General features: G+C 66.6%; 11 protein-coding genes and 1 pseudogene. 7 read left to right on the top strand and 5 right to left on the bottom strand.

The window, feature by feature from the left end:
- Positions 1-220 precede the first annotated feature (220 nt).
- Both MicB006_RS32690 and MicB006_RS27940 read left to right on the top strand, forming a co-directional pair.
- A pseudogene (locus MicB006_RS32690) lies at positions 221-529 on the top strand (transposase); the annotation flags it as partial.
- A 151-nt stretch (positions 530-680) separates the two neighbouring features.
- Complete coding sequence (locus MicB006_RS27940; protein ID WP_116510096.1) at positions 681-1,190, top strand: hypothetical protein; 510 nt, start codon at positions 681-683, stop codon at positions 1,188-1,190.
- A gap of 41 nt (positions 1,191-1,231) precedes the next feature.
- Here the strand turns inward: MicB006_RS27940 and MicB006_RS27935 are convergent, their stop codons facing one another.
- Entirely contained in the window at positions 1,232-2,386 is a 1,155-nt protein-coding gene (locus tag MicB006_RS27935; RefSeq protein ID WP_152037899.1) for a hypothetical protein, read from the bottom strand.
- 422 nt (positions 2,387-2,808) lie between these two features.
- Here MicB006_RS27935 and MicB006_RS27930 point away from each other — a divergent pair, with 422 nt between their 5' ends.
- The 3 genes from MicB006_RS27930 to MicB006_RS27920 all read left to right on the top strand — a co-directional run bounded on the left by MicB006_RS27930 (position 2,809) and on the right by MicB006_RS27920 (position 9,689).
- Positions 2,809-6,237, top strand: a complete 3,429-nt coding sequence (locus MicB006_RS27930) for an ATP-binding protein (protein ID WP_152037898.1) — start codon at positions 2,809-2,811, stop codon at positions 6,235-6,237.
- A gap of 246 nt (positions 6,238-6,483) precedes the next feature.
- On the top strand, positions 6,484-8,484 hold the full coding sequence (locus MicB006_RS27925) for an ATP-binding protein (RefSeq protein ID WP_161565964.1): 2,001 nt from the start codon (positions 6,484-6,486) through the stop codon (positions 8,482-8,484).
- 281 nt (positions 8,485-8,765) lie between these two features.
- Complete coding sequence (locus MicB006_RS27920) at positions 8,766-9,689, top strand: HNH endonuclease signature motif containing protein (protein WP_161565963.1); 924 nt, start codon at positions 8,766-8,768, stop codon at positions 9,687-9,689.
- Positions 9,690-9,759: 70 nt separating this feature from the next.
- Here the strand turns inward: MicB006_RS27920 and MicB006_RS27915 are convergent, their stop codons facing one another.
- From MicB006_RS27915 to MicB006_RS27900, 4 genes are read right to left on the bottom strand one after another with little or no spacing between them, the layout of a single operon-like run.
- Entirely contained in the window at positions 9,760-10,866 is a 1,107-nt protein-coding gene (locus MicB006_RS27915; protein WP_116510090.1) for an AAA family ATPase, read from the bottom strand.
- Positions 10,863-12,671, bottom strand: coding sequence for a DUF1998 domain-containing protein (gene drmB / locus MicB006_RS27910; RefSeq protein ID WP_116510089.1), 1,809 nt, complete (start codon positions 12,669-12,671; stop codon positions 10,863-10,865). The genes MicB006_RS27915 and drmB overlap by 4 nt, the downstream gene beginning before the upstream one ends.
- Entirely contained in the window at positions 12,668-15,814 is a 3,147-nt protein-coding gene (locus MicB006_RS27905; RefSeq protein WP_116510088.1) for a helicase-related protein, read from the bottom strand. The genes drmB and MicB006_RS27905 overlap by 4 nt, the downstream gene beginning before the upstream one ends.
- Positions 15,811-17,397, bottom strand: a complete 1,587-nt coding sequence (locus MicB006_RS27900; protein ID WP_116510087.1) for a nuclease-related domain-containing DEAD/DEAH box helicase — start codon at positions 17,395-17,397, stop codon at positions 15,811-15,813. Before MicB006_RS27900 ends, MicB006_RS27905 begins: the two co-directional genes overlap by 4 nt.
- 79 nt (positions 17,398-17,476) lie before the next feature.
- On the opposite strand from MicB006_RS27900, the gene MicB006_RS27895 reads away from it, so the two are divergent.
- Together MicB006_RS27895 and MicB006_RS27890 are read left to right on the top strand one after the other, a co-directional pair.
- Positions 17,477-18,646 carry an RNA polymerase sigma factor RpoD/SigA gene (locus MicB006_RS27895; protein ID WP_161565962.1) on the top strand — a complete coding sequence of 390 codons (1,170 nt, stop codon included), beginning with the start codon at positions 17,477-17,479 and terminating at the stop codon, positions 18,644-18,646.
- Between the two features lie 252 nt (positions 18,647-18,898).
- Positions 18,899-19,339: a very short patch repair endonuclease gene (locus MicB006_RS27890; RefSeq protein WP_116510083.1), complete on the top strand. Its 441-nt coding sequence runs from the start codon at positions 18,899-18,901 to the stop codon at positions 19,337-19,339.
- Positions 19,340-19,353 lie beyond the last annotated feature (14 nt).

Genomic DNA, 19,353 nt, shown 5'->3' with positions numbered 1-19,353 from the left:
TTAGGGCGACGCGGGCGAACTCGTGGGCCGTCCTGGGGACGCCAGTAGTGCAGCCGGGCGCGCGCCGGCTGATTCTCGCTGTGACGCGACCCGCCACCCGATCGCGCCGGCGGAGCGGCGGACGTAATGGCTGCCCACGTCGCCGTTGCGCAGGGAGTGCGTGTCGCGCCCAGGGCGGTACCGCACCTGGGCTGTCTCGCTTGTATAAAATCTCCCGGCCCAGCTACGCCTCGCCCGAGGCGCCGTTGCCGACCTGCGCCGACCGTGGGAACGCCCAGCACCGCCCGAGCGGCTCGCCCCGGCCCGCGTCTGGCGAGGGTTTCGACGCCTGTGCAACAAAGCCGGTAACCCCGCCTGCGCACCGAAACCCTCCCGGCCAGAACCCGGCCGACCACCCGGATTACCCAACCGCCACATGGCAGCCTGCCACTACGTCCACATCGTCACGGCCGGCACCAGCACCAACCCGAAGGACGGCACGAAGAGAACGAAGACTTCAAATGACCCGAGGCCATGCCGAACAAGTTGAAAACTAAGTCAGCGCACTACATCTTTCGTGGAGTCCGTGTGGCCGGTCATGGTGGCACCGGGCGGTGAGCCGCAGTCAGCGGATGCGATTAGCGGCGTACGCGACAACCGACGGTATGCTGAGTGTCGACTCAACAGTATCGGTGGTGCCAGTGAGCCTGATCCAGGCGTGTGTCACCGCGGCGACGACGTTGCTGGCAGTCTTGATCGGCGGGTGGCTCACCGTCAGGACTCAGGACCGGTTGTGGCGGCGCGATCAGGAAAGACAGTGGCGGGACATCCGGCTGAACGCGTACACCGACTTCATCGGAGCGGTCCGGGAATACGTGGCCTTCATCCTCAATCCGGCGGCCCGCATCACCGTGGTGCCGCGCCCTCGCGATCCTGGTGACCTGATGCCGTTCTTCGATGACGTGGGTAGCCGCTACAGGGAGCGGCTGGAGAGCACCAAAACCGCGCTCCGGCTGGTGGCCGGTCGGCCCGAGGTGGTGAGCGTCTCGGCAGAGTTGGTCCGCCAGGCCCGTCTCCTGGCGGCCGCGCGAGCGGACAGCGGCGTGGAGGCGTTACAAGCTGACCGGTTCGACGCGCTCTGGGAGGCCGAGCGCCGATTCATCGAGACGGCCCGGGCCGATCTCGGCCTGCCCTCCGCGTTTGTCTCCTGAGGGGTGGGGGCAGACCGAGCATCTCGGCCCAGGAGCTGTCATCAATCCCCGTCGAAGGCGCGGATGACGTGCGGGGCGAAGACCGCCCGCCGGAGGTGGGTGAAACTGGGTCGAAGCAAGGCGTGTGGTGAACGGGCGCGTTCGAGCATGTAGCGGTCCCGGAACTTGCGCTCAAAGGCGCGCAGACGGGGGCGGCAGTTCCGCTCGTCCCAACGTACGTCGAGCAAGGGCAGCAGGAGCGTCTGCAGGAAACCCGGGCAGTAGCAGTCCGCGTCGTCGAACTGGCAGGCGGTGGTTGATCGGAGCCAGCCCAAAATGACCGGTTCGACTCGCGCGAGGACAGGATGCTCGCGTCCGGCGAAGGTGCACGGCAGGTCGGGCCGGGTGGTCGCAGTGTCCCGGTAGTCGCGTACCGTACGGACTCCGCCGACCGTTCTGCGTTCCAGCACAGGCGTCGATTCCACGAGGGCGTAGCCGAGCACCCGGTCGGTGACCAGGTGCAGGCTAAGCTGGTAGTCACCGGGGAGCCCTGTCTCCGCAAGCATCGGGTCATCGGGACCGGTCCAGAGCCGCACTTTGTGGCTTAGCGTGGTACGGCCGTCGTCGTACCGGTCGCGGAACAGATCGGCCCGAGCCCGCAGCAGCGCGACCGACTCCGGATTGACGCCCGCAAGGTGGCGCAGCCGGTCCGCTACGGCAGCCGCGGCTGAAGCGGTCTCGATCACGATGACGACATCCAGGTCGGAGGCCGAGCGTACGTTGTAGAACGGTCCGTAGCTGGTGGATCCGCAGAGGATGCCCGATGTGCCGCTGCCAGCCAGGACCTCCTCAAGCCGCCCCGTGTCGCGTAGGCGCCGAACGGACTCCACGGTTGCCTCGAAGAGCGTGGGCATCGACCGTCCCGGGATGGAACGGCCGGCGCCGTAGTGCCGGCGGAACAGCTCGACGTCGAATGTCTCCTCCCCTGCGAGCTCGGCGAGCACCGCCAGCACGTACGCGACGATGTGCTCCTCCTCGCCGCGGAAGTCATTCACCAGGCCGGTCAGGCACTCCGCTAAGGCGTCGCGGAGGTCGGCCGGCGGCAACGGCAGGTGCCGCGTCTGCTCGGCCAGCGCGCGCAACCGGCTCAGGTCAGTGGCGGCGTACGCCCGTGCTAGGACCTGACCAACGCTGTCTTGGTGCCCTGCGGTGTCCATCTCGGCCTCCTCGTCTCGGTTCGACCTGGGCACTATGCGACCGCCGCCGACCGTCTCGCCGAAGCGCGAGACGCCGAAACCGGTGTCCTCGCCCGTCCGGGCGGTGGCGATAGCATCTCCGCCACGAGACGGCACGAGACGGCACGAGACGAGGCGAGATGACTGGCCTTGACCCGGTGGGCGACGCTGTGCACCACTTCATCGGGCACTGGCGGCCGCGAACCGAGAAGTCCCTAATGGAGAACCTGGTTCCCCTGCTAGATCGGCACGGGATTCCGGGCGGACGAAGCGCGAAGGCCCTGAGCGCCTGGAAGAAGGGCCGGCAGCGACCTGTGCCGCAGGCACTGATGGCGCTGCGCGACGTCGTCCGCTGCCAATGCACCGACCGTAACAGCGGGTTCCCGCTTTACTCGGATCGGACGTTGACCGCCCTACTCACGGCGACCCGGGCCGTCGAGGTCGACCTGACAACGGCCGATCGCGCGGTGCTCGACCGGGTGCTGGCGCTCAGCTCGGCCGCCGCCGAGGACTGCGACGTCATCGCCGACCGGCTCCGGCTGAGCGACGTCTACGTACGGCGCGACGTGGAGCAGACGATCGCCGAGTCGATCCGGCCGCGGTCGCTGACCGCGCTGCGCGGCGAGGCCGGCTACGGCAAAACCGCCGTGTTGTGGCACCTCCATCAACGCCTCGGCCAGGCCGGCCGGCTGGCCCTGCTCATCCCGGCGACGGCGCTGCTGCGCGGCAGCCGCGGCGACCGGGACGCGGGCGCGGTCACCGTCGATGAGCTGTGGACCGCGCTGCGCGCGGCGGTCCGGCAGCGCCGCGACCCGGTGCTGCTGGTCGACACCATCGACCTGCTCACCCACAGCGAGCAGACCCGGGTCGATGTACGGCGGCTGATGCGCACCGCGGTCGAGTGCCGGGTGCCGATGGTGGTCGCGTGCCGGCCAGCCGAAGCGGCCCTGCTGCACCTGGACCAGGACGGCGACGAGTCTTACGGCGTGCCGATCCGCCCGATGTACCTGGCCGCGTTCAACGAGCGGGAGCGCCGCGAGGCGATCGAGTCGTACGCCTGGGCCGCCTACCCGGACGACGGCGACGAGGTGCTCGCTGTGGTGCAGGACGCCCAGGTCCGGGGCCGTCCGCTGCGCGAGGTGGTGGCGAACCCGCTGACGTTGCGCATGCTGTTCGAGCTGTACGCTGGCGACGGCGAGCGCCCGGACAGCGACATCGACAGCATCGGCCTCTACACCCTGATGTGGCAGCGCCGGGTGGTGACGGACCGACGGGACCGTGCCACCCCCGACGGCGGCCCCGACCTGAGCCGCGACGTCGAGCAGACCGCGCTCGCCATGCTCGGCGCCGGTCGGATCGCGCTGCGGCGTAGTGAGCTCACCGCTTGGCTGGACGGTGTCCGCCCGGTCGACGAGGCGTTGGCCCTGCTGGTCGCCCGCGCGCTCGTGACCCGACGTCCCGAGTCGCCGTGGCTCTGGTTCTGGCATCAGACCTGGTTCGAGTACACCGCTGCCCGGGCCGTCGCCCGGCGGGGCGAGACGCCCGCAACGCAGCTAGGACGGTTCGTCGCCGAGGAGCCGTACGACCTGTTCTTCGGGGAGGTCGCCAGCCAGCTGGTGCTGCTCGCCGGGCGTACCCCGCTGGTGGCGCAGGAGTTGGCGGAGCGGCTGCTCGGCGCGTGGCTCGCCGACGACACCTCGGGAATGCCGGCGCTAGCCCTCCGCACGTACGCCCGATTTCGGGAGCCGTCGGCAGGGCTGCGGGCCAACGCCGCCCGCGCGCTGCGCGCGGCCGACGACCGGGTGACCAAGGACTTCCTACGGCTGCTGCCCTCGGTCAGCCACCCCGACGCAGAGCGCTGGTCCGCTGACCTAGCCGTTGCCTGGGAACGGAGCACAGTGCGCCTGGTCGTGCTCGACGCGCTGATCCGGCTGGCGGCCGCCGATTCCGTCGCCGCCCGGCGTTTCGCGATCGAGCACGACTGCGTCGAGTGGCTGCTTGACACTAAGATCCGGCCGGTGCAGCGGTGGCGCGACCACGACAGTCCTCACCTACGCCTGCTCTCCGCCGTCGCCGTGGTGGATCCCGGATGGGCCGCCGAGCAGGCAATGCGCTTCTGGCAACCGCTCGCAGCCGAGGGGATCGTGGGCGGGCTCGCCGACATCGTCGCCTTCGTGGCCCGCCACGACCCGGCCGGTGGCACGCCCGGCCAGGAGCATCGCCATGTGATCGCCGCCGGGCTGCGCGCGACACCGGGCGACGAGTCGGCGGTGCAGCTGCAGGTGGCGTACGCCGATCTGGTGGCCGCCGCCGGTGACCTGCCGGTTGACCCGCAGGAGGCGCTACGCGAGGCATTGCGCGACGGCGACGGCGGGGAAACCTGGCGCCGGGCCCGCCTGCGCGTGGTCGGCCGGGCCGCGCTCGACCTGCCGGAGCCAACCGCGTTCCTGGCGGCGCTACTCGACACCGGCAATCCGGCCGAGACCAACCACCGGGCGACGGTGCTCGCCGAGTTGCTGAGCGGTCACCGGCGGAGCGCCGCCGAGCCGCCGGCCACCCGGCTGGTGCGGGCCGCGAGCCGGGCCGTCCTCGCCTCCGCGGCGGCGCGGGCCGCCGAGGTCGAGTTCTTCGTCGCCGGGATCCGGTACGCCGGGCTCGACGCCGCAGTGCTCGCCCGGATCCTGCCCGACGCCGACGGCGACCCGCAGGCCTGGTTCGGGCCATTGCACCCGCTCCTGGTGGACGCCGCGTCGGTCGGCGGCGGCGGAGCCGAGGCGGCACTGAGTTGGGCGGGCACCCCGGCAGCGGCGTCGGTGGTCTCCGCGAAGCAGCTGCGTGATCTCGGCACTCGCCTACAGCATCTTGTCGAGAACGCGCCACGTCTGCTGACCCACCTGGTCAGGCTGGTAAGGACAACCCGTAACCCGGCGTCGCTCGTCTTCGCCTTGGACCGACTGCCGGCAGACGTGTCGGCCGACCAGCCGGACGTGCTCGCCGACGTGCGCGCGCTCCGCGACGATCTGGTGGCCCAGCGGGAACCGGCCGCCAGCGCCCAGGGATACGTACTGTGGCGGACGCTGGTGCGCAACGGCTTGGACGCACCGCCCGAGCCCGGTCGGCTCGCCGACCTGCTGGCTACCCGGGCCGACCGGCTGCGCAGAGCCCTGTTGGGCCTGGCGATTGAGGCGATCGAGCAGGACGCCTGGCCGGAGCAGGACGTCTCCGACCTGCTCACGGCGGTGTCCCGGTGCCTTGACGGCGGTGCCGCCCAGGCCCGCCAGATCCTTGTCGGGCTGCTTGCCCGGACGGCTTCACTGCCAGCAGACCGGACAGCGCGGCAGCAGCACGCGACGCAGGCCATCGACTACGTCTTCGCCGCCGGTTACAACGTACGGACCACGCAGGGCCTGCACGATTTCACTCCGTGTGTGACGCTGCTCGGCCGCTTGGTCGACCGCCTGCTCCTAGTCGACCAGCGTCAGGCCGCGCAGGTGCTGCTCGACATCGTCGACAGGCTGCACGCCCTGCATCCCGGGCCGGTGCACTGGCGGCAGACGCTCGCGGTCAAGTGGCGTTACACCGTGACGGCACTGGTCGAGAGGCTGCCCGCCGACGACCGCCGAAAGCTGGCCGAGCACCTGCTAGGCCGCGACCCGTACCTAGTGGCCGACGCGCTGGAGGCTGCGGTAACCCGGGAGCAGGTAGTGGCCCCGTGGATACTCGGCCTCACCGAGCAGCTTCCCGACGGCGCCCGTGGCCGGCTACGCTCCAGGCTCTTCCAGGCCGCCCGGGAACGCAGCACCCGCCGGTTCCCAATCCCAGTCGCAGGCTGAGCACCGGCCCACCGGTGTCGCTGCGAGCTCGAGATCCTGACCGTCTTGCAGGCTCTGGCTGACGCGTCAGGGCACGGTGTCGTCGTGACCCCTCAGCAACCGTGAACCTGGGCGGAAGTCACGCATTTCTGCACGTCGTGTCGACTCGGCGTGCCACGCGGCATTTCCCGCCATGCGGCGTGTCGGTCAACGCATGTCTCCGAGCGTCTGATGCATGCGCATCGACGGAACCACTATCCTACGGTCGTGACCTACACTGTGGCCGTCAATCAGCCCTTCACCGCCTTCGATCCGCTGCAGGTAAAGGGTCGGCTAGAAAACAGCCTGGCAGCGCAGCGGGCCTTGAGGCGCGAGATCGAGAACATTTTGAGCTCGTACGTCGGATGGTACGACCCTTTCTGCGAGCTGGTCCAAAATGGGCTAGACGCTCTGGAGAAACGGGCACGCGACGAAGAGTTGGCGGGAACAAGCGGCAAATACTCGCAACAGCTGCGCGTTATTGTTGACCTGGACGAGAACCAGTTGACTGTCTCCGACAACGGATGCGGCATGACCTATGAAGAGTTTCAGCGCTTCCTAGCGCCGAACTTCTCATTCAAAGAGGAAGCCACGTCGCGTGGCCATAAAGGCGTTGGAGCGACATACCTTGCCTACGGTTTCAATTATCTCCGAGTGCACACCCGGGGGCTCGGAAATGAGTCTTGCGGACGAATCCTAGGCGGCCGCGCATGGCTGAAAGGGCCAGGGGGCAGCGATGCTCCGCTCGTAGAACCCGATCCAAATCCCGACATTGATGACAAATTCAGAGAGATGGATCGAGGCACATCTGTAACGGTTCGCTTCGACGGGCAAACGCAGCCGAGAAAACTAAGTTGGCTGTCTGCCAGAAGCGCCGAAACATGGCTTACCATCCTGAGAGTGAAGACTGGGATCGGCTCCGTAGAACCGGCGTCGGACAAGAAGATCGAAGTGGTTTGCATCGCCGGCGGGGAAACCTCGACTTCAACCACTGACGGCATTTCTTATCTCTGGCTGCACGAGGGGAAGAGCAAGTCCGCTCGCATCAGAGATGTAGAGCAGAAGGCATCTGAGTTCTTCGAAAAGTATGGGCCCTTAAAGCCGTTGCCGAACGCCTATCGGCAGCTTGACTTCATATTCGAGGAGTATCACCCAATCGACTGCAAGAGAATTTTGGCCCCTGACGTATTTGCAGAGCACCAAGAAATAGTCGAAGCACACAAGCCGACCATTCGGGTGGAGTATGGCTACACCACCAAACTCTGGAAGGTGTTCAACGAGAAGCTGGGCGTCCGAGGCAACATGCAGGTACTGAGGGCAGGAATTCAGCTTGCTGCGAACGGGATGCCGCAGGGCGATGTAATTCAGGTTCCGTTAACCAGGTATACCGGTCGACAAAATCAGGTCCACCTCCTCATCCACTTCCAGAACTACACCCCGGACCTTGGCAGAAAAGGCTTCGCAAAGCCGCTTGTCGACTTCGCCACCGATGTCGCTGTTGCAATTGTCCAAGGGCCAATCACGCGGCTACGCTCCAGCATGAAGCGCGACTCCGGCATCGCACCCGATCTTGATCGGGAGCTCAAGCTTGACGACTGGAAGGAGGAAATGATCAAACATGAAGCCACCTCACCCCTCCTTCTTTCTTCTGAACACTTCTTCGCCCCAACGAGGCGGATTAGCATCACCTCCACCCCTACGCGCGAACAAGATGCAATCGCCCTGTTTCATGAGATCATTTCCGGCGGGGTGGTGCGCGGCCTATCCATCATGTCGACGAACGAGAGATTCAAGTACGACAGCCTCTTCCGGATCAATTTTCAGCACGATCGCGAATTACTTGAATTCGACGAGGACAGCAATCCACTGGGCATCGACGCACAGGTGCTTGATGGACTTCAAGGAAAGGTTACTCAGCCCAAGGTATTAGAATACAAGTATTCTGTCGATGGCCTACTCAACGACCTAGATTCACAGGAAAAGAATCTCAAGGACATCGATCTGTGTGTGGCATGGAAGATGGGCGAGCAGTGGCGGGAGAGATTCGCAGTCACTTCTCTTCTACTGCCGGAAAACGTATCTCAGCGCGAGTACCATGGAGTAACCCACGTTCTTCAAGACCCTGACTCTGGCGCACGTCACTGCGACCTCATTATCCTCGAAGACCTCGTGTCACTTCTCATGGACGCCCCAAGAACGCACGAAGCGCAAAGAGCGAACTATGAGTGAGCGGCGGCAACCCCCTCCAAGGAAACCATCTACTATTAAACGCCAATGCGCGCTGGCGATTGCACAGCGAGACCTTACTCGTGTCACCCAATTTTCTTCAGCATGTGGGGACACCGACTATCTCATCCATACTCATGATCACTACGGCTGCTCGACTCCGATCATTGCTCCGACCGTCTTCGGCGGGCCGGCTCGTGTCGCAACCCTCAGATAGGTTCTCTCCCGCGCAGGAAAGGAAGGCGACTGTGGCGGTGGATGCTGGTCTGCCCAGAGCATGGCTGATGCTTGCTGTCGGCACGGATCGACAGCACGGCGGGAACGACGGCTACGACGACGACCCGGACGTCCACTACAGCTGGGACGACACGGTTCCGAACGCCCGGACTGTGGCTGTAGGTGACCGGATCGTCCTGTGGGACAGGGAGGCGGTCATCGGCGCCTCCCTGATCGAGGAGATCGAGACCGGCCACGCTGAGAAGATCCTTTACCGGTGCCCCCGCTGCAACAGGGCGGACATCAAGAGGCGCAAGCGTCAATCACCGCAGTTCAGGTGCTTCCCGTGCTCGGACACCTTTGACGTTGCCACCACCCGCGTGGAACGTGTCGAGACTTTCAGGTCGCGCCACGATGCCAACTGGCTCGACCTCGGCCGCTGCATGGACGGAAGGACTCTGCGCAGCCTCTGTGTCTCTCCGAAATCCCAGCTGAGCATGCGTCCGCTCGTCTGGGACGCTTTTGTCGAGGCACTGCGCAGTGCCGGCAGGGGAAGGGGTGCAACGTTCCTCGAGGACGCAACCCGGTGGGTCCAGTCACGCCCGGAAGGCCACAGACCGGCGAGAGTGCGCGTCCGTGTGGGTCAGCGTGGGTTCAGGCAACGCCTACTTGCGTCCTTCGGACCGGTATGCGCTTTCACCGGTCCCGGCCCCGTTGCGGCGCTGGAAGCGGCGCACCTGTACAGCTACGCAGCAGTCGGCCAGCACCACGACGATGGCGGGCTGCTCCTGAGACGGGATATTCACCGGCTCTTCGATCAGGGGGACATTGCTGTAGATCCGGGCACCCTCACCATCAGCCTGAGGGATGAACTGGCCAGGTACCCGGCCTACACGCCTCTGCAGGGCCAGCCGCTCACGATCAGGTTGGATCGCGGGCAGATCGGCTGGATAGAGAAACACTGGCGGCAGCACCGGTCCGACCTGCCCTGAACGAGCGCAGCCATCACAGGGTGGGTCGAGGCTGCCTCCGCCCATGCAGTCAGGTCACGACCACCAGCACTCAGGGCCTGTATTGCGACAGGTCCAGCAGATGCTTCGGTAAAGCGTCCACGAGTGCCGGCTCACCCACTCCCGAATACATGAAGGTGAGGTGACGCCGCGCCCGTGTGACGAGTACGTAGAGGTTCATCCGCATGCTGTCACTGCCGACGTCGCCGGGGACGGTCTGGAGTTCCGGGACCACCACCGAGTCGAATTCGAGACCCTTCACGCTCTGCCAGGTGATCAGTTTTATCCCGGGACCTTCGAAGGCGGGATCGGACAGGGTTCCGGCACTGCGTCCACTGACGTAACCCTGCAAAGGATTTACGGTTCGATGGTTCAACTGATGGTGGTAGTAGAACAGGTCCCTGCTGCGGTGGGACAGCACGCCGATGGTCTCGTTCGGGTGCTGCTTCTCGTGTAGGAGGAGGTGGTCAGCCACGTCGGCCTTGTGCGGCACCCTTATCAGGCGAGGTGCAGGACCGTCCGGCAGCAGGTCCGTGCTGCTGCCGCCGGGGCAGAAGTGGTCAGCGAGGTCGCGGATAGGACGGCTGTTGCGCATGGTGCGTTGGAGCGCCACAGGCGGCTTGGTTCCTGCCGCGGCGGCGATCTCCCGGAGGGTGCTCTGACGGGGCCCGATGCGTTGGTTCTCGTCGGCGAACACGGTCACGGACGAGGCCAGAGCTCCGAGGGCGAGGTAGAAGTCGGCCGGCATGTCCTGACCCTCGTCGACGACGAGGTACGGTCGTTGCTCCATGACCGGCGGATCGCTGATAATTTTCGTCAGGCAGGCCATCCAGTCGATGTCGTACCGATCGAGCTTCGGCGGGCTCCGGCGGTAGTGCTGCTGCCAGAAGGCGTGGAGCCATTTGTGGTAGGTCGTCGCGACATCAGCCGCTCCGATCTGTGCCACTGCGGCGCGCGTGTAGGCGGACAGCACCTTGCTGTACATAAGCATGACGGTCGGTCTGCCCGATCGGTGCAGGGCCGCTGCCCGGTAGATCGCCGTGATGGTCTTGCCGGCCCCGGGACCACCGGTGACGAGGTGTGACTCCTCGAACGGCAGAGCGAGAACCTCCCGTTGAGCGGGACTAAGGTCCAGCAGCGGCGGCAGTAGCAGAGTCACGTCGTGGCCGCCTGCACGGCGATGAGCTCGGCGAGGGGGTCACGCATGAACCCGTATTCGTCGTCGATCACGAGAGTCCGGTCCAGGAGCACGTTGCCCATGGTGCAACTGGTCTCCGGGACAAGCGCGCAGGCGTGGCAGGCCGCCATCGAGAGTCCGGCCGGGCCCTGGGCTTTCGACTCCCGACACACCGGATCCAGCGAGCACCATCGGGCGGCGGCGAGGGTGGCGGCGAGGGTGCTGACGAGCCGCTCGGCCTGGCCGGATCGGGCGAGCCCACCGAGAGTGCCTTCGGCATCGCCGGCAGCGGTGTAGATCAGTACTCCGGCCATCGGTGTGTCGGCATCCGGAGTGCTCGCGTAGATGCGTTCGCGCAGCGACGAGGAGGGGTAGCCCGCGTCGAACGTCAGTTGCCGCATCAGAAGGTGGGCGATGGTGTGCAGAAGGATGAGTCGCGGTGTGGGTGTGCTCTCGATCCACCTGGCGTGCATGCTGCCGGCGAACCGCTTGTGGAGTGTGGCCGCGTTCCGCACCACCGGGGTCTGCAGTTCCCACCGCCGGAGGTTTTCCTCGTCGAAGACGATGAAGATGCCCTCGCCGTACACCTCTACGGCGGGTAGGGACGCACTGCGTGTTCCGAGGTCGGCCGGAATACGGACATCCATGGTGTGACGGCGGAAGCCCTTCAGAACCCTGACCTCGCGCAGGCGGTCGACGAGAACGATGTCGGAGATGGCCGCCTTCATCTGATCGACGACGGGGTCCAACCGGCCGTGCCCCTCCGACGCCGGGAACGGGGTGCGCCGCGTGATGAAGCGGTCGTCTGGGTGGTGTCCGCCCCTGGGGTTGGTCAACGCATGCCACTCGCGCTCCGCCAGCTCCTCGGAGGTGCCCGAGCCGGCCTGGGCGCCGGCGACGCCGAGTCGGTCGTTCAGGATGGCGATGACCTGTTGCTCCTTGACGTTTTCCTGCTCGGCGATCATGCGGATCAGGTGTTCACGGATGCCGCTCTCGGGTTCCTTGTGGAGTAGAAGGAAGTACTGGTTCTGTTCGACCCGCGCAGCCGTGCCGCCCCAGGTGACCCAGTCGGAATCAGGTGGGAGGTCTATCGCGGATCCGGTATCCGGGAAGTAGACGCTCGATGCACCCCGCTGCAGGACCACGGGTGTCTGATCGCAGGTCACCGCCTCGGTATCACGCTGCCAGGGCTGCCGCCCGCGGCACTGGATGCTGATGCGTCCGAGGGCGCCGGGCGACGTGAGGTCCGCGAGGTTCCTGTCGGCCCGGCAGGTCCGGCACCGGACCCGGAGTGACTCCAGTCCGCCGCCCACGGTCGTCAGGTGATCGAACTGCAGCTCGGCGCGTCCGCACTGGCGTTGCTCGCGTCCCCGGCCGCCCCCGGAGTGGGCCCACCGCACCCAGGGGACGTCGTCGAGATGGCCGTTGCCGCACACCGCCACAAACCTCATAGGTACCAGCTGGGGATTACGACTGCAGTGCTGGCAGCGGGGTATTCTCCCCGGCTGCTCCCGGCGGACGCTCCACTGCGTCATCGTGCGGCACGTGCCGCAGAACAGCCACTGCGGGAAGCGGTAGTAGGGCAATCTACCGTCACGCGGCGCCGGGGGAAGGCGTAGCTCCTCGACGCCGAAGTGTGCCGCGATGCGTGGGGCGGCCAGAGTCATCCGCCGCCCCTTCCAACGGGTTACGTCCTCCGCGACGAAGGATTCACCCAACATGTCCACGATGGCGCCGACGCCGAACGGCGAGAGGGCCTGCATGCGCCGCAGCCGACGGTCCGTCACTGTCCCTCCCCCCGCACCAGCACCCGGGCGTCCGTGTCGACGTTGCGCATGGAATCGAGTGTCGGCCATCCCGGCCCGGGCTTGTCGAACTGCCTCAACAGCTGGATACGTTCACGCCCGCCGTCGGTATATCTGAGCCCTCCCAGCGGATGTGCCCGGTCGACGAGGCCGGCCCAGTGTTCCTCGAGCTGTTCCACGTGTCGGGCGACGTCGGCGGCCTCGTCCGGATCCGCTGCCTCCGCGCGCGCGATGAACTCCTCCACCAGGGCCCGCCAGGCGGGATCCTCCGGGTCGAAGGCGGCAGCAGAGCGGTCGTCACGCCAGATGTGCACATGACGGGCCAGGATCACAAGTCCCGCATGCAACGCGCGGGTGCGGGCCGGCACCGAGAACGGTGTCACCGAGGTGGGTTCGACCACCCGGTAGAGGGAGGTGTGGTACGGGATGAACGACTCGTAGTGTGAGCGGTCGCGGGGTTTGGACGGCGAGTAGAGGGTGACCACCAGGCCGGGGTGGCGACGCCCGACCCGGCTCGTGGCCTGGATGTACTCGGCGGTCGTCTTCGGCTGCCCGACGACCAGCATGAGGCCCAGTCGCGGGACGTCGACACCGACGGAGATCATGTTCGTGCTGGGCACGAATGACACCGCACCTGGCTGTCCGCGCTCCAGGAACAGCCGCTGAAGGTGACGCGGGATGTCCGCCGGGGGAATGTTGCTGGTCAGTTCCATGATCTCGGCGTCGTCGAGGTCACGTCGGTCGTCCTCGGCAGGTGCGATGACGCCGAGCCGCGCGGGGATGTCGTCGTGCGCCAGGGTGACCGTCTTGCCGAGTTCACGGAGGCTGTTGTGATAGGCGACAAGGGTCCAGTAGGCATCCGCGGACTGCGGTCCGAGCGGTAGTTCGATGGGAGCGTTGAGCATCGCCGCCGAGAGGTGGACCATCGCGGTCAGAGGTGTGTGCCCCTGGGGCATGACCCCGGCGTAGAGCCGGCCGGGTCGGCCATGGTCCGATCGGACGAAGTACGAGTCCTCCGCGTCGAGGCCGGAGGGCGGAAACAGAGCGATGGGGCGTCCGAAGACGCCGCGGGACTGGGCATCGGCGCGACGGATGGTGGCAGTGGAGGCGACGATCTTGGGGCGGGCACCGTGACGGGTCATCGCCACGTCGAAGGCAGCCTCGTAGAGCCCGACGATGGTGCCGAGCGGCCCGGAGATGAGATGGAACTCGTCCTGGATTATCAGCGCCGGACCGGGATCGGCGCCGGCGCCGATGAACACGCCCGCCCGCGGTTCGCGGGTGAACCGGGCGAACTTGTCCACGGTGGCGACGAGCAGCGTCGGCGGATCCGCGTAGAGCGCGTCATCGACGGACGAGACCGGCAGCGATCTGTGGAAGTCGCAGTCGACGTTGGGGCAGTTGATCCGGAAGCTGTTGTTGTCGGCGTGCACTCCCCATGCGTCCTCTGGGGCGTCACCGGTCGGAAGGATCTGGGTGCCGCACCAGGGACAGCGTTCGACCTGGAAGCTTTTGGTCGTCGGCTCGCGATTCCTCACGGTCTGCAGCAGGTCGGCCGCGTCGGCGAAACTGTTTGGACTGTTGTTACCGCCGACCCAGATCCCGATAGAGACCGGCCGGGTCCCCAGTTCTTCGACGCGCTCCTGCCGGATCAGCTCACAGGCACAGATCAGGGTGGCTGCCCTCTGGAACTGCTGGGCCGTCAGTAGTCGCAGTGTGTAACGGGTGATGACAGTGGTCCCGGCGCCGGCGTCACCGCCCGTCAGGCGCCGGTGGAAGACGGTGAAGGCGACCAGTCCGAGATACGCCTCGGTCTTTCCGCCGCCCGTAGGAAACCAGATCAGGTCGACGAGGTCACGGTCGTTGTGCTGTGGGTCGACGATCGAAGGTAAGGACAGAAGGACGAAAGCCAGCTGGAACGGTCGCCAGCGGCGCTGCGGGTCGTTGTAGTCGGGCGCGGCGGGAAGGCGGTCGTTCCAGGCGCGACCCGTGCCGGCGAATTCGGGCGCGCTCCGGATCATCTGCATCAGCATGGCCCTGTTCGCAAGGACGAAGGCACGCCGGGCGGTGGGGTCAAGCTGGAGCAGCTCCACACCCTCCCGCATCCGTGCACGGGCGCGATCGACGCGTTCGAGGAGCCGGTCAGCCGCCGCAACGAGGGGCTGCGTGAGCTTATCCCGTCGCGTGTGGTTGCTCCGGGCCCAGTTGTCGTAGCTGTCCACGAAGTTGAACAGCCTGCTGATGATTCCTTCCGTATCCCGTTCGAGCCTGGTGAGGAGATTCAGACTCAGTACCTCCTGGTCACCCGGCAGTTCGAACGCGACATCGGGGACGACGTGGCTGGGCACGAAGGTCGTCTGCACCGACGTGGCGAGGTCACCTTCCGCCTGCCAACTGGCGGCGGCGCCGTGGCCCAGGGCGAACACAGGAACCTTGCGGTAGAGGAGCGCGAGTTCCTCCTCCTCAGGGTCCGAATGGAGTCGCAGTGTGGACGGATACGGGGTTATGGCGCCCTCGACCGGGCTGCACCGTAGCGTCACCTGCAGCAGACAGTCAGCGGGGTCGAGTTTCCCCTGCTCCGACAGCTTCCGTTCATTGACGAGCGATACCGTGACCAGTACGCCGTCGCCGAACTCCCGCCAGACGACCACAACGGAGGCGTCCCCGTCGAACAGGTGGTGCTCGGTCCGCCGTCCCCTTGACCCCGGCGGCTCGACGTACAGGGCGGCGCTGCCGGTTGCAGCCATCGGCTGACGTCGCCACGTCTGCCGGTCCTCGCGCAGGTAGCGGGCGGCTGTCACCTCGATCCGGAGGGTCGACCTCCTGGAGATGACGAAGCTCAGTCCTACCGAGCTCGGCATCAGTTGCCCGGCCAGCGCCACGGGATCCTCGTCGCTCTCGGCCTCGTCGTTCGATCCGACGGCTGGATTGTCGTCCACGATGTCGTCATCGTGCGTGTCGAGGGGTACTTCACCGGGAAAGAGAATGCCGGCCAGGTAACGGCGGTCGGGTCGCTCGGCGAGAACCTCGTCCTCGCCGTACCAGGGACCGACAAGCTGCCGGCGGAGGTAGTCCAGGACCGAAGCCCGGTCCTCGGAGCCACTCTGAACGGGCGACGATGTCACCGGTTGTCCTCCTGCCCCTGCTCCTGCCCACCGGCAGCCATCCAGAGTCCCACTCTCGCGCGTGTCATTCCTACATAGAGGTTGCTGATCCGACGGGGATCGACCGGGCCGATGTCGGCCAGGAGGATGAACCGGCTCTCCAGTCCCTTGAAGTCCTCGACCCTGGCGAAGGCGATTCGGCCCCGTCCAGGTTTCCGCAGCGTGTGCAGATCCAGCACGTCGATGCGGTGTCGCCAGCGGGCCGGCAGGTCGGCGAACAGGGAATCCGCCAGGGGCAGCGGTGACAACAGGATGATGTCCGTGTTCGGGATCCCGTTGTCGTGGAGCCGGTCGAGCTCGGCGGCGGCTGCCGCGGCGCGACGGGAGCGGTCCGGCTCCTCGACCACCACCACCGCGGGCCCTTCCCCGGCCGATGAGACACCGGTGTCCGCTCCGGTCATCTGCTGGGTCGACGTGACGATCTGCCGGGTGTTGCGGCAGTTGTCCTGCAGCCGCACCTGCGTGGGCCGTAGGGATCTGAGATATTCCAGTGCCTCGTCGTCGCAGGAACCGACGAGACCACGCTGGTTGTTGCTGTCGAGCAGCATGTACCAGCTGCCGTCGGTGAGGCCGCCAGCAAGCCTGCTGTCCAGGTACGACAGGTCGGCGAAGTTGATCAGGTCCTGTGCCTCGTCGACGACGACGGTATCGAAGGTCCCCTCACTGCCGGCCGCGAGGTTGGCGAAGGGCACGACATGGACGTCCTGCATTCCGGGTTGGTGCCGCACGAACCCGGCGACCACCTGGCTGCGGCAGGTGAACAGGGTCCGTTTGCCGCTCGCAGCCGATCTGCGGGACATCTCGGCTGCGAGCATCGTCTTACCCGTGCCCGCGCCACCCTCGACCAGTAGCCGCGGGTTGTCTCCCACGTAGTCGAGCGTGCGGTACTGGCTGGCGGTCAGGGCGACGAGGTCGGCCTCCGCGTCGGTGACGATCTGGCGCAGCGTGGGAACGGCGTCGAAGTCCGGCCGCAGGGCCTGCAGTACCTCCCGCAGGAGAGGTTCCCCGAGCAGGGCCCGACGTCCTCCGGGCTTGGCCCGCCAGTAGTCCGCCATCCGGCCCAGGCTGCGTTGCAGGCCGTCGGTGCGGTCGAGCTGCCGACGGTCGATCAGGGTCTCTTCGTCCCACTCGACCGAGGTCTGCTCGGGCAGCCGGCAGTCCGGGCAGACCACGGCGAACCCGATGGGGATATCACGCATCGTCTCGCGGCCGAGGCGGTCCTCGAGACGGCGCTGCAGGGTGAACATGGCGCCTGTCGCCTGCGCGAAAGGGCTCTCCCTGCGCCGCCGCTCCGTGCCGGTGCGGTCGCGGTAGGTCCAGACACCGTTGGCGCAGCCGACGTAGCCGCCCTTGACCTCGATTACGTACACACCCCGTCGTCCCGCCACCACGAAGTCGATCTCGCTGACGCGCTTCCATCCGTGCTCGGGGAGATTGAGGCTGTGCAGAGCGAAGCTCCATCCAGCATCCACAAGTTTGAGACGTCTGTAGATCTCGGCCTCGGCGGCACTCTTCATCGACGGGGAGATCGGCTCAGGAACCATCCGCACCCGCAGGATTGTGCACGATGAGGGAGCCTCCCGCCGAACCTCGCTGTTGTCGGTGGGGGCCACAATGGCCGGTGTGACTTGTTCGGCCGATCAGGAGGTTGTCGACACGTGCGTACAGCTGATATTGGCGCACGTACGGGACAGGTCGGTCGGGGACTGGGAGGTCGACAGCGTTCTCGAGCTGGTCGGCGACCCACGGGCGACGGTGCGGCAGCAGGTCTTTGAGAGGCTGGTCAAGCTCGGTGTCGCCGTCGTCCCACCGGATGGCGACGAGCTCGATGGCCGTGGGCCGGCTCGACTGGTCGACCCGTCCCACACGGAACGCTTCCTTGCCGACGCCCGGAGGCTCCTGCATAGGGACAGGGCGTCGTCCCGGCCATGGGACCGCCTGCTCACGGCCTCCGAGGAGGTCGGCCTGGCGCTGCTGCTGCGCGGGGAACAGTACCGGCCGGACGAAGAGGTTCCGCACGGCTACCGCGCAGGTCTCCAGCTCCCGGACGAGCGGGCGCAGGCATTCGACGCCATGGTGCTGCACAATCGGCGGCTCGTTGCTTCGGTCGCCGGCAGCTTTCTGGGACAGGGAATGGAGAGCGAGGACCTGGACCAGCACGGCGTTGTCGGCCTGATGCGGGCGGTCGAGAGGTTCGATCCCACCCGCGGTCTGAAGTTCTCCACCTATGCGGTCTGGTGGATCCGCCAGGCCGTGACGAGAGCAGTCGCGAACGAGAGCCGGTTGATCCGCCTTCCGGTCTACAAGTCCGACCAGGTACGTCGGGTGGTGGCGATCCGGAACCGGCTTTTGACGCATTCCGGCAGGGCGACGGTGTCGGAAATCTGTCACGAGCTCGGCCTGGAACCGGGCACGGTAATCGAATGCCTCAGGCTGCATGCCGGAGTTGTGTCGCTGGATCTGCTGATCGGGGACGGCAATGCGTCGCTGGCCGAATTCGTGACTCCGGACCGCGACACACTGCGACCCGATCTGGTTGCACAGCGTCAGGAGACGCTTACTCTTCTCCGGGCTTCGCTGGCGGACCTCCCCGAACGCTCGGCGGCAATCCTGGCCTGGCGGGCCGGTGTCGGAACCGGCGTCCCCATGACCCTCGACGAGATCGGACGCCGACTCGGAATCACCCGCGAGCGTGTCCGCCAGTTGGAGCAGAAGGCACTGCCACAGCTCCGTGAGCGGATGAGGGCACGCCTGGGTGGCGCAGCGCCGGATGCCGACGATCTGATGAACTGATGTCCGTTCTGCCACACATCCGAGGCGGGAGACAGCGCCCCGGCACCTCGCCGTGGGTTCGACACCATCTCGTCGGTCGATCCCCCGGGGCCCGGCGCCCCACCGCCGTCCGCCGCAGGCATTCATTTGGGCGGAACGGGACGGGCAGTAAGCCCGGACCCGGAACATCCGAACGCGGCGGTACCACCGTGAAGGCCCTCCGGCCCGGGAACCACCGGCGGCGGGCGTGCCGCGTGGGGTAGGTTGTCGGCAATGACGGGACGTCCCACCGCTCTCAACGCCGCCGTGTCGGCGCAGATGAGCCGGATGCCGCGGTCGCGGACGAAGCCTGAGATGTCGGTACGACGTGAGCTGCACCGACGGGGGCTACGGTTCAGGGCGAACCATCCCGGTCTGCCCGGCCGACCGGACATCGCCTTCACACGGGCACGTCTGGCCGTGTTCGTCGACGGATGCTTCTGGCACCTGTGCCCCGAGCATGCGGTGCTGCCGAAGAACAACGCCACGTGGTGGCGGGAGAAACTGGAACGTAACGTGCTGCGTGACCGCGAGAAGGACGAGGCCCTGACAGCACTCGGCTGGACGGTGCTGCACTTCTGGGAGCACGAGGATCCCGTGGCCGTTGCGGATGTCGTCGAGCAGCTCTGGCGGGAACGGTGCCGATCCGGGACCACAGCGTGGGCGGTCGGGTGAGGCAGGGTGGGTGT

This window comes from Micromonospora sp. B006 (genome assembly GCF_003408515.1).
GTDB classification, from domain to species: domain Bacteria; phylum Actinomycetota; class Actinomycetes; order Mycobacteriales; family Micromonosporaceae; genus Micromonospora; species Micromonospora echinospora_A.
This window is presented reverse-complemented; position numbering and strand designations above follow the sequence as displayed.